General features: G+C 71.1%; 9 protein-coding genes. 4 read left to right on the forward strand and 5 right to left on the reverse strand.

Annotation, left to right across the window (positions count from 1 at the left end):
• The first annotated feature begins 130 nt into the window (after window positions 1-130).
• Window positions 131-898, forward strand: a complete 768-nt coding sequence (locus ACZ4Z3_RS35735) for a DUF4232 domain-containing protein (RefSeq protein ID WP_468504944.1) — start codon at window positions 131-133, stop codon at window positions 896-898.
• A 99-nt stretch (window positions 899-997) separates the two neighbouring features.
• Here the strand turns inward: ACZ4Z3_RS35735 and hemB are convergent, their stop codons facing one another.
• A complete protein-coding gene (gene hemB / locus ACZ4Z3_RS35740; protein ID WP_468504945.1) occupies window positions 998-1,990 on the reverse strand; it encodes a porphobilinogen synthase in 993 nt (330 codons plus the stop codon).
• A gap of 185 nt (window positions 1,991-2,175) precedes the next feature.
• Between hemB and ACZ4Z3_RS35745 the strand changes: the two genes are divergently transcribed.
• Complete coding sequence (locus tag ACZ4Z3_RS35745) at window positions 2,176-4,011, forward strand: APC family permease (RefSeq protein ID WP_468504946.1); 1,836 nt, start codon at window positions 2,176-2,178, stop codon at window positions 4,009-4,011.
• On the opposite strand, the gene ACZ4Z3_RS35750 is transcribed toward ACZ4Z3_RS35745, so the two are convergent.
• Genes ACZ4Z3_RS35750 through ACZ4Z3_RS35760 form a run of 3 tightly spaced genes read right to left on the reverse strand, consistent with a single transcriptional unit; the run spans window position 3,995 to window position 7,340 of the window.
• Complete coding sequence (locus ACZ4Z3_RS35750; protein ID WP_468504947.1) at window positions 3,995-5,701, reverse strand: hypothetical protein; 1,707 nt, start codon at window positions 5,699-5,701, stop codon at window positions 3,995-3,997. The two genes, ACZ4Z3_RS35745 and ACZ4Z3_RS35750, sit on opposite strands and share 17 nt — an antisense overlap.
• Window positions 5,698-6,726: a hypothetical protein gene (locus ACZ4Z3_RS35755; RefSeq protein WP_055712897.1), complete on the reverse strand. Its 1,029-nt coding sequence runs from the start codon at window positions 6,724-6,726 to the stop codon at window positions 5,698-5,700. Before ACZ4Z3_RS35755 ends, ACZ4Z3_RS35750 begins: the two co-directional genes overlap by 4 nt.
• A 5-nt stretch (window positions 6,727-6,731) precedes the next feature.
• Entirely contained in the window at window positions 6,732-7,340 is a 609-nt protein-coding gene (locus ACZ4Z3_RS35760) for a hypothetical protein (protein WP_468504948.1), read from the reverse strand.
• 465 nt (window positions 7,341-7,805) lie between these two features.
• Between ACZ4Z3_RS35760 and ACZ4Z3_RS35765 the strand changes: the two genes are divergently transcribed.
• Together ACZ4Z3_RS35765 and ACZ4Z3_RS35770 are read left to right on the forward strand one after the other, a co-directional pair.
• Window positions 7,806-10,355, forward strand: coding sequence for a hypothetical protein (locus tag ACZ4Z3_RS35765; protein WP_468504949.1), 2,550 nt, complete (start codon window positions 7,806-7,808; stop codon window positions 10,353-10,355).
• Entirely contained in the window at window positions 10,355-11,218 is an 864-nt protein-coding gene (locus ACZ4Z3_RS35770; protein ID WP_468504950.1) for an immunity 49 family protein, read from the forward strand. Before ACZ4Z3_RS35765 ends, ACZ4Z3_RS35770 begins: the two co-directional genes overlap by 1 nt.
• Window positions 11,219-11,337: 119 nt before the next feature.
• On the opposite strand, the gene ACZ4Z3_RS35775 is transcribed toward ACZ4Z3_RS35770, so the two are convergent.
• Complete coding sequence (locus ACZ4Z3_RS35775) at window positions 11,338-11,514, reverse strand: hypothetical protein (RefSeq protein ID WP_468504951.1); 177 nt, start codon at window positions 11,512-11,514, stop codon at window positions 11,338-11,340.
• Between the last annotated feature and the right edge of the window lie 38 nt (window positions 11,515-11,552).

Here is an 11,552-nt window from a genome sequence, read left to right on the forward strand (position 1 = left end):
GGCCGGGACGGATCACCCCGCAAGCTCTGGTCATCCAAACACGCCGCTCCCGAAAGTCCGGTCGAGCGGCGCGCGTTCGACCACTTGTTCTCAGCCTTCTCCACCGGCTTTGTCCGAAAGGGACTCCGTCATGCGTACGTACCGCACCGCCCGCACCGTCCGCCCCTCCCGTCTGCTCGTCGCGGCCGGAGCGGCCCTCGCGGCGCTCTCCCTCACCGCCTGCGGCGACGGCACGGGCATGAAGGACGAGGGCGCCGCGCACGCCTCGGTGTCCACCTCGGAGGGCTCCCAGCGGACGGACGCGGGCAAGGGCACGGGCACCGGCACGGGCGGCAACAAGACGTCCCCGAACGGGCAGACGGGCGCCGAGACCTCCGCGGCCGGGGGGCAGCAGGGCCAGGGCGCGGGCCAGGGCAAGGGCACCGTGGACCAGGCGTCGAAGAAGGGCGGGGACCCGTTCGACCCCGCGAACCGGGTCACCTGCAACGGGGCGAACACCGCCGTGACCATGAAGCCGGTCGCCCGCCCCCTCAACCACATGCTCATCACGGTCAAGAACACCGGCACGAAGGTCTGCGACCTGTTCTACTACCCGACCGTCCGCTTCGACGAGGTCCAGTGGGCCCCGCGCGTCATGGAGGAGTCCCAGCCGCAGGCCGTGGTGACCCTCGCCCCCGGTGAGTCCGGCTACGCGGGCGTCCTGCTCTCGGCCGCCGACGGCAGCGGCGAGAACGGCACCACCGCCAAGAAGGTCACCCTCCGCTTCCAGGGCTCGAAGCCCGGCAGCAACGGCGGCGCCGTCGCGTCCCCGTCCCTCCCCGCCAAGGGCGTCTACTACGACAGCACCCTGGCCGTCACGTACTGGCAGTCGACGATCGACGACGCCCTGATGTACTGACCGAACGATGTACTGACCGAACGCCCCATGACGGGAAACGGCCCCGGCCGACGCACGCCGCGTCGCCCGGGGCCGCCCCCGTGCGGGGACACCGCCCGCTCAGCGCACCATGCGGGCGGCCTCGACGGCCCAGTAGGTGAGGATGTTCTGCGCGCCGGCCCGCTTGATGCCGGTCAGCGTCTCCAGGATGGCCCGCTCCCGGTCGATCCAGCCCTTCTCCGCGGCGGCCTCGACCATCGAGTACTCCCCGGAGATCTGGTACGCGGCGACCGGCACGTCCACGGCGTCCGCGACCCTCGCCACGATGTCGAGGTAGGGGCCGGCCGGCTTCACCATCACCATGTCGGCGCCCTCCTCCAGGTCGAGGGCCAACTCCCGCAGCGACTCCCGCACGTTGGCGGGGTCCTGCTGGTAGGTCTTGCGGTCCCCCTGGAGCGAGGAGGCGACGGCCTCACGGAAGGGCCCGTAGAACGCGGACGCGTACTTGGCGGTGTAGGCGAGGATCGCCACGTCCTCCCGCCCGATCTGGTCGAGCGCGTCGCGGACGACGCCGATCTGGCCGTCCATCATGCCGCTGGGCCCGACCACGTGCGCACCGGCGTCGGCCTGCACCTGCGCCATCTCGGCGTACCGCTCCAGCGTGGCGTCGTTGTCGACGCGGCCCTCGGCGTCCAGCACACCGCAGTGTCCGTGGTCCGTGGTCTCGTCGAGGCACAGGTCCGACATCACCAGCAGTTCGTCGCCGACCTCGGCCCGTACGTCGCGGAGCGCGACCTGGAGGATCCCGTCCGGGTCCGTGCCCGGGGTGCCCAGGGCGTCCTTCTTGGCGTCCTCCGGCACCCCGAACAGCATGATCCCGGAGACCCCGGCCTCGACGGCCTCCGCGGCGGCCTTCTTCAGGCTGTCGCGCGTGTGCTGCACGACCCCCGGCATCGCGGCGATCGGCACCGGCTCGCCGACCCCCTCCCGCACGAACGCGGGGAGGATGAAGTCCGCCGGGTGCAGCCGTGTCTCGGCGACCATCCGGCGCATCACGGGGGAGGTGCGCAGCCGCCGCGGCCGCGTACCGGGAAAGGATCCGTACGTCGACATACCTCTACGCTACGCCCGCCCCGGCACCCCCTTTACCGACGTACCGTCGGCGGCGCCGCTCCCCCGCACCGTAACGATCCGCTCCCTTGCGCGGTGACGATCGCGTCATTCGTCTCACCATGCGTGTCCGCGCGTGCGTAACCTGCGAGGAGGGCAGTGCGCGCCGGTACTCAGGTCAAAGGGGGATGACGTTGGGTCTTACGGGGGAGCGTGACCTCACGTGTGAGAACACGGCGGAGGCCGCGGACGAGCGACGCCGTCTGTCCACCCTCGACCTCGTGGGCCTGGCCGCCGGGGGTGTGGTGGGCTCCGGGTGGCTGCTGGCGGCGGGGCCCGCCTTCTGGGGGCTCGGCGCGGGCGCCATATGGGGGTGGGTGGCCGGTGGGGCGCTGATGCTGCTGATCGCCGCCGTGATGGTCGAACTGGGCATCGCCGTGCCCAAGACGGGCGGGCTGATCTTCCTGCCGCTCCAGGCCGCCGGGCCGCTCGTGGCCACGGTCGTGGCCGCCGGCCTGTGGATCGTCTACGCGGCGAACCCGGCGAGCGAGGCGGCGGCCATGGTCCGCGGGCTGGCGTACAAGTACCCGTGGCTGCTGGAGAACGGGGACCGGCTGGAGGGGGCCGGCGGGCTCGGCGGGAGTGTGGCCCGGCCCTACGACCTGTCGAACAGCGGTCTGCTGTGCGCGGTGGCGTTCCTGGCGTTGATCATGGCCGTGAATCTGCTGCCGCAGCGCCGGCTGATCCGGCTGAATCTCGTGGTCACCGTGGTGAAGGTCCTGATCCCGGTGCTGATCGTGGTCTGCCTGTGGCGCTACACGCTCGACACCGCGCACAGCTGTGTGCCGAAGGACGTCTGGTACCTCAGCGGACAGGAGGACACCAAGGCGGCCCTCCAGGCGAGGGCCGGGCATCCGAAGCCGCAGGACTTCCTGTACATGGTGCTGGGCGGCAGCATCATCTACGCGTACATCGGCTTCCAGGCCCCGCTGGACTTCGCGGGCAACGTCAAACGGCGCGGCAGGGGCGAGGCCGCCCGGCTGCGGTGGGCGGTGTACGGCACGCTCGTCGGCGCGTTCGTGCTGTACACGGCGCTCCAATGGATCTTCGGTCGGCTCTGCGGCGAGCTGACCGGCAACATGCTGGCGTCCCCGTACGCCCAGTTCGCCACGGCCCTGGGCGGGATGTGGCTGGTCTGGCTGATCCGGCTGAACGCGGTACTCTCCCCCATGGGTTCGGGGATCGTCTTCACCCACGCCCTGACCCGCGAGGTCGCCGCCCTCAGCCGCGCCCACCTCACCCACCGGGGGCTGCAGACCGCCCGGCGGGCGTCGTTCCGGTTCCGGGGCGCCGAGATCGACGCGTTCTGGATGATCCTGCTGGTCAACTTCACCATCGGCCTGGTGATGCTGCTGCTGGTCAAGGGCAGCTGGGAGGACCTGGTCGCCCTCAACAGCGTGCCGGCGCTGGTGGTGTACGCCATGCCGGGCGTCGTCCTGGTGGCGTTGAAGCCGCCGGGGTTCCCGGGCGCACGCCGGGTACTGCACCTGGTGCTGTCCGCCACCGCGTTCGTCGCGATCGCCGTGGTGATACACGAGGCCGGGTGGGGCAAGGTGTGGCGGGGCATGGCCGCGGTCGCGGTGGGCTCGGCCCTGCTGCTCGGCCTGCCCCTGCTGGCCCGGCTCGACCTGCCGTTCCTGGGACGCCTGTTGCGCCGCTACGACGCCCGGGACCACGTCTCCCGCTTCGCGCGCCCCGACGACCCCGCCGTACGGCCGGTGCTCCTCTTCCTCACCCATCTGGCGGTGCTCGTGCTGTGCACCGGCCTGCGGGACGCCCTGGACGAGCACTTCCCCGACGTGGGCCTGGTGACCCTGCCCGTCGCCGCCCTCTCCGCGGCCGTCCTCTTCCCGCTGCTGGTCACGGCGTGCCGCCGCTACATGGCCGCCGTACCGCCGACCCTGCCCGGCCCCCGGCGCGAGGCGGAGCCGGAGCCGAGGGCGGCGGTCACCGCAGGGACTTGATGACCCACTCCGCCGCCTCGCGCCGCCCGGCGTCGCGCAGCGCGGTCACCGCGTCGTCGCGGTGACCGACGTCGGACCAGCGGCCCACGGTGGCGCGCAGCAGCAGTTCCGCGTCCGGCAGCGGCAGCGCGAGCACCCCGCCGACGACCTCGACCACATCGGCCGGGGTCACCAACTGCTCGTTCTCCAGCAGCCGTTCGAGCAGGGTCCAGGCGATTTTGTGCAGCCCGGCGCGGTGCAGCCGTCCCGCGACGTCGGCGACCAGCGCGGCGTCGACCGTCAACGCGTGGGAGGGGTCGGACAGTTCACGGCACGCGGCGCGTACGGCGACGGAGTACCGGGCGTCGTGCAGCGCGCGCAGGCAGTCCGCGAACCGGTCGCGATCCGCGTCCGGCCGCATCACGGCCATGGCGAGCCGGCGTCCCACCGTGTCCGCGGCGCGGGTCCGGTCGCGGCTGCGCACGACCCGGCCCAGCAGGGTCACCAGGTCGGCGCCGGAGCGCCCCTCCACATGCACGGCGGCCGCGTGCCCCAGCATCCGGGAGCACTGCGGGTCGGCGTCCTCCACCCGCAGCCACTCGTCCAACTGCCGCAACTCGTTCAGTGTGCGGGGCACGGCCCCCGAACCGCCGGGCCCCGCCCCCGCACCGCCGGGCCCCGCCACGATGTCCGTCAGCAGGTCACGGGTCGTGCGCGTCAGGGCCGGCTCCTTGTGCCAGAACGTCACCAGCACGGCGAGCTCCTGCACGTTCTTGTGCCCGGCCGCGTACCGCCGCACCAGGGCGCACTTGGCGGGGGACGCCGTGTCGCCCCTGGCGAGCAGCGCGCAGAGCTTCACCACGTGGCGGGGCTGCGCGGTGCGACCGATGTGCTCGGCGAGGGCGTCGTGTCCGGCGCCGCGCCGGGCGATGAGCCGCGCCACCAACTCCCTCGTGCGCTCCACCTCCGTGGCGTCCGAGGCGTTCAGCCGTTCCTCGACCCAGCGTTCCAGGACGCGCCCGGCGGGGCTGAGGTGCTGGAAGGCGCCCGCGAGGTCGGCCATCTCCTCACCCTCCTCGCCCGCCCCACCCGGCCCGGCGGCACCCGGCGGGCTGTCGGCGATCGCCCGCAGGGTCAGCCCGAGCAGCCGGTCGGCCTCGCGGTGGCATCCCTCGTCGCGCAGCGCGGTGTGCAGCAGCGCCTTGTCGAGGTTGGTGCGGCCTGAACCGGGGCTCGCGAACACCTGTACGGTCCGCTTGGCGAGCGTCGGCTCCCGCTGCTCCAGGACCCGCACGAACACCGCCACGTCGAACGCGGTGCGCTGGCAGGCCACGTCGTGCACGATGCTCGCGGTGATCGGGGCGCGCTCGCCGCCCGACTCCGCCTCGTACTGCATCAGCGCCAGCTCGGCCGCCTCGCCGACGGGCCGGGACAGGGCCGCCGTCGCCATCAGCATCACCGCGTCCCGCCCGTCGAAGTGGTCGGCGAGCCGGACCAGTTCGTGGACGGGGCGGCGCAGTGCGAAGGCGTGCAGGGCCCGCATGGCCATGGCCTCGCGGTGCTCCTCCCGCATCCGGCTCAGGATGCCCACGAACTGGGCGACCTGGATCCGCGCCACCCAGGCGTACGCCTCGTTGAGCGACTCGGCGAGGTCCAGCTGGAACAGGTGCTCGGTCCGGCGGCCGGCCGCCCGGCCGTGGGTGCCGCTCATCCGCCGCCCAGCATCGCGGGTTCGATCTCGCCCCAGTACCTGACGAAGTCGACGGGGTCGGGCAGGAGTTCGGCGGCCCGCCGGTCCACGCGGTGGGCCAGCTCGCGGCTCTGCTCGTCGCCCGCCTTCAGTCGCACGACGACCCGGCCCGCGAGGTCGGGGCGGCGCATCAGGTCGGGCAGGTTGCGCTCCCCGTTGAGGAGCAGCTCGCGGACCCAGCCGTCCACGGTGTCCAGGACGCGCGCCCGGGGCCGGCGGCCCTTCGCGTGGTTGGTGAAGAGGGTGGCCGCCTCGGAGGCGTCGTTGAGCAGCATCCGGGGTGCGTGGTGGACCCCGCACTCCTGCATGCTCTCGTCGATCCCGGCGCGGAGCGCGCCGAGGGTGAGGTCGTCGGGGTGGTCGGGCATGCCCTCGCCGAGGACGTTGAGCAGATGCCCGCTGAACGGGGTGCAGGTGTCGAGGGGGCTCGGGAGATTCGCGCAGGCGTCGGCCCAGGCGTTGTGGACGGTGCCGCCGACCGCCGTGAGGACACAGGTGCCCTGGTAGCGGGTGCCGAGGGCGCCCGGCAGCGCGGACTCTGGTCCGAGGTGGGGCAGCATGTTGGAGTAGCAGCAGTCGGCGATCAGCACCTTGAGGCCGGCTTTGCTCTTCCTGATGGCCCGGTACACGTACCAGGCGGACAGCCAGGTCCAGGGCTCGTTGATCCGGGACGAGCCGACCGCGAAGTGGACCTGCCCGCCGGGTACGTCCTGCCAGTAGGCGCCGTGCCCGACGTACACCACGAGCAGGGTGTCCTGGGGGCCCTCCCCGGCGGCGGCCGCGTCATGGAGGGCCCGCATCACCCCGTCCGCGGTCCGGGTCCGCTCGGGCTCCAGCACGGCGGCGCCGGCCTCCGCGCCCCACTGCGGGTCCCGGGCGAGCGCCGCCCCGTACGCACGGGCGCTCGCCTCGATCGTCGGATACCCGTCTATGCCGGAGTCGTCGTCATACGCCCCGACACCGATCACCAGCGCCCGCGACGCCATACCCGTCAGCTCCCTTCGGGGGTGCCGGGCCTCGTAGGACCGCCGACGTCATCACCGGGGACCTGCGGCGACTCGGGATCCTGGGGCGGCTCGGGCGTGCCCGAGGCCGTCGGCGCACCCGCAGTCCCCGGATCCCCCGGCGTAGTCGGCGTTCCCGACGTGCCCGGCGTGCCCGCAGTCCCCGGCGTAATCGGCGTACCCGGCGCACCCGCAGTCCCCGGCACTGGCGCCACTCCCGGCGCTCCCGCAGTCCCCGGCACTGGCGGCACTCCCGGCGCTCCCGGCGCTGGCGGCGCTGGCGGCGCCCCTGGCACCGGCGGCGCTCCCGGCGTCTGCGGCATCTGAAAGACGATGGTGACCGTCGGCGGGTCGAGCCGCCGCCCGCGCCAGGTGTCGACCGCCCGCTGCGCGGCGACCCCCACCGCGGCTCCCACCGCGCCCTCCAGCAGCGCCTCCAACAGCGTGAAGGCGAGATCGCCGCCCAGCGTGCCCTTCTGCCCGACCGTCTCCAGCCGCCAGTCGAGCCCCGTCTCCCGGCCCAGCTCCTCCAGGAGCTCCTGCGGCTCGTCCAGCCCGACCGGCCCCTCGACCTTCACCGAGATCATCGCTGTCATGCTCCCGTGCCTCCCCCGTCGGCCCGCGCGATACACGTCCACTCTGCCAGCGACAACACCCGCTCCGCGAGGGTGAACTGACGCACACCGCGGCCTTCCTACGCCCCCTGAACGCCACCCCCCCCTGCGCAGGCGAGGAAGCCGGCCGGACGCTCGACGAGGGCGGGCAGGTCGGCCGTCATGGCGTGGTGCACCGCCCTCGCGCTGGCACCGTTGTGGAACCAGGCGATGACAGCCGGAGTGAGACGGCGCACGTTCCGCCAGGAGGCGTGAACCGGTCGCCAGTACGGCGAAGTCCCATGAGCGGGGCGAGCTTTGGCCAGAAGTACATGGGATCGCGATCGCAATTTTGGTACAAATGATCGACTCAGCGTTCATGTGTGTCCATGCGTCACAGCGTGAGACGCCCCGAGCGTGGCATCGAGTTGAGGGAACGAATCTGCGAGGGCGTCCACGGGGGTAGGCGTGAGCGAGGACAGGCCCGTTGTCTCTGCCGAGATACCGGAGTTCACCGGGAATCTGGAGCAACTGGAGACGGACGCCGGTGACATCGCGTTCGACGGCATGGCGATCGGTGCGGCGGGTCTGCTGATCGACGCCAACTTCAACCTGCTGGAACCTTTCTACAAGGCCCCCGAGGCCGACCAGCTCTTCGCGACGACGGCGCCCGTCTCGTCGGCCGGCCACGACCTGCAGACCGAGCTGGGCACGGTCTCCAAGGCACTGCTCGACTACGCGACCGAGGTCCGGCCCCTGGTCGACCGGCTCAACACGCTCCGCGAGGAGGCGGCGGCGTTCGAACGGCGCGTCGCGGACGACGACGACTGGGTCGCGGACGGCGACCTCATCGACGAGAACACGGCCCGCCGCAACGCGGTGAACGCGGCCTGGTCTGCTTTCCAGGCCGCCGAGCGGGCCTGCCACAACAAGATCGTCGCACTGGTCGGCGGGGATCCGCTCGTCGTCGACGACGGCTCCGGCAAAGAGAACATGTACGGCTACCGCGCCGAGGACCTCAACAACGCCGGGGGTCTGCCGTGGGGTGACGTCGTCGAGGAGTCCAACCCCTGGTACTACTTCCACGAGCACGCCTGGGACTTCACGGTCGGCTTCGTCGTGGACGGCGTGTGGGGCACGATCAAGGGCCTCGGCACGCTGGTCGGCTTCAATGGCTGGGACGCGGCGGGACAGGCCTGGACCGGCCTCGGCAAGCTCGCGACCGGCGTCCTGATCACGGGAACGCCGCTCGGTGCCGCGTACTGGCTGGCCCCGGCCGACAAACTCCCCTCCTGGCTGCGCGACTCCCGTACGGCGGTCGTGGAGACCGGGAAGGCGCTCATCGCGTACGACGAGTGGGGCAAGAACCCCTCCCGGGCGGCCGGGGCGGTCACCTTCAACGTCCTCACCACCGTTTTCACGGGTGGAACGGGAGGCGCGGTCGCGGCGACCGGCAAGGCCGGTGCGATCGCGAAGGCCCTCTCCTTCGCAGGCAGGGCAGGGCGGATCGTCGACCCGATGACGTACATCGCGAAGGGCATCGGCGGGACCGCCGTGAAGATCAGTGACGTCATGTCCGGGCTGCGGGGGATCACGAACGGCACACACATCAGACTCGGCGAAGGCACGTACCGGATAGCCGACACCCCGAACATCGCCGACGCCCTCCCGGCCGGCCTCACCCCCGAGAACTCCGTCCGCATGACCACCCCCGGGGGCGAGGTCGTCTACCTCGACACCAAGACCCTGATCATGCACAACGCGGACGGGACGGTACGGGAGTCCCTGGACGCCATCCGACACGAGCGGACGGCGGAGCAGCGCGGCGCGGAGACCGGCGAGCGGGGGGAGCACACGCGGGGCGCGACGGGTGTACGGGAGACCACGGCAGTCGGAGCCCGCGGGGGAGACGGTGCCGGGGCCGTCGGCCGTGGAGGAGACAGCGGCAGCACGGGCGGTGGGCGGGGCGGTGACGGACTGCCACCCCGGTCGGGTGGCTCGGGCGGGTCCGGCTGGCTGGACGATCTGGGGCCGTCCGGCGACGAGGCGGGTGGACTCGGGGACGAGGCCGCAGCGGGCGGCAGGACGGACGAAGCGGCCGACGGCGCGGGCGAGCCGCATTCAGGACGCGCCGACCAGATGGACGCGCGTGCCGTCATGCAACGCCACGTGGATCTCGCCAACAACGATCCACGCTGGTTCAAGGACCATTACCGGTCCAACGGTTACCGCAGGTCCGCCTCGGCCGAGGTGTTCGGACAGCGACTGCCCATTCTGGTCCGGGATCCGGCGGATCCCACCAAGTGGATCTCCAAGAGCGATCTGCCGCCCGCGATCCAGGCGCGGTACATGGACCCCAATCCCCATGGGACGGGGGTCCGGACGAGCGTCGACAGCGGCGTGCTGAAACGCCTCGATGAATGGGCGACCTCGCGTCGCGACGCGATCGTGGCCGACAAGGCGGCCGAGAAGTCGCTGACCGCTGCCGAGAAGGAGTACCTGAAGCACCGAACCGCCGAGGCGGAGGCGGCGATGGACGCCGCCGAGGCCGCCCACTCCCCGCTGCACGGCGACATGCTCAAGCAGAGCGAGCTGTTCGGTGAGCGGGTCGCGGAGCACCACGCCATACCGGAGCGCTATCCGGGAGCGCGGCGTGTGGACGACGGGGCCTTCGGCAACAACCGGTTCGACCAGATCTATGAGAAGCCTGGCGGGGGTTACGTCGTCGTCGAAGCCAAGGGATCCACGACCGCGAAGATCGGGGAGCGGACGAGCCATCTGGGCAATCGCGTAGAGCAGGGCACCCGCGAATATTTCGAGACCATCCTCAAGGAGATGGACAAGCGGGCCGACAGGACGAAGGACCAAGCCGAGGCCGACCTCGCCAGCAAACTGCGCATAGCCCTCGCCCTGGGGAAAGTCGACTACGTCCTGGTCAAGGCGGACGCCACACCGGGCGGCAAATATGCTGGTTATGAGATGCAGCAGTTCATCATCGGCAAGCCCGGGAGCAACTGATGGTCGTACGTGTGCCGCGGGGCGATGACGCTTCACCCGCGGATGCAACGGATTTCATCGAGGCGGCTGACCGGCGCTTGCTCGAAGAGACAGAGGTTCTCTCGGAGCATCCCGAGATGTTCGGCCTGATCTTCAGCAGCGCCTTGAGCAAGGCGGCGCTGCACTGCCTCCACGACGCCACCGCCGACAAGTCCGAGACCTGGGAAGCCTGGGTGGCGGCGATGCAGCTCGGCTCCGCCATGTTCGCGGCGGCCACCACGGATCAGGAGACGGTGGAGTGCCGGATCGCGCACAAGGTGCGCACGATCCGGGCCATTGGTGCTCAGCACTTCACCGACGCGGGTAACTGGATCACCGCGTTCTGGCTGGCGGTCATCTGCCGGGACCAGGACCGCATGACACGTCTGTCCGACGTGCCGCTCGACCTGTTGCACGGTTCAGGGGCGGTTTACGACGACTACGTCTACGACTGGGTCGATGCTCTCCAGACGTACTGGATGGAGCGTCCGGGGCTCGGCGACAAGTTCACCGCAGCCTTTCGGGGGACCGACCCTGATCGGCTCCGGGTTGCCGACCGTGAGCTGATGCTGAAGGTCCTCTACCCGCCGCTCAACCTGTTTCTGCAGTTCCTCAAACGGGACGAGGAACAGTTCAACACCGCCCTCGTCGAGGCCCTCCGACTCCACAAGGAGTACTGGACGGCGAACGAGGACCGCGAACAGAGCACCGACGGAGCCGTCGCCCTCGGTCCCCTCGCCATGGCTTGCCTCGCCTACGACGTGGGCATGCCCATCACCGTCGAGTCCGAGTACCTGCCCAAGCACTTGCTGGAGCGCTCCTGGGTGGGCGAGTTCGAGACCTGAGACCCCCGTTCCACGCTCGGCCGGAAGCAGTCTGCCAGGGCTTCGATTCCGGCAGACGGCTCAGGGACACCTTCATCAGTTCCCCTGACCTTGCGAGGAGCAGATCAGGGATCTCGTCCTCATAGAACCTGATCTGACCGATGACACCTTCCGTGGCCGAGTGGAACGCCAGCAGTTCCGGCGAACCCCTCCCCCGTCCCCTCAAGACCGAGGTGTCGGCGCAACTCGGAGAGCACCGCGTCCGGCACCGTAGCCGCCAGGTTCATGGAGACGTCGACTGCAAAGAGGTCGGCCATACGCGCAGGGTACTGATGCCGCCGGCCGGCCGCTGACA

The sequence above is a fragment of the Streptomyces sp. NPDC030296 genome (assembly GCF_055572815.1).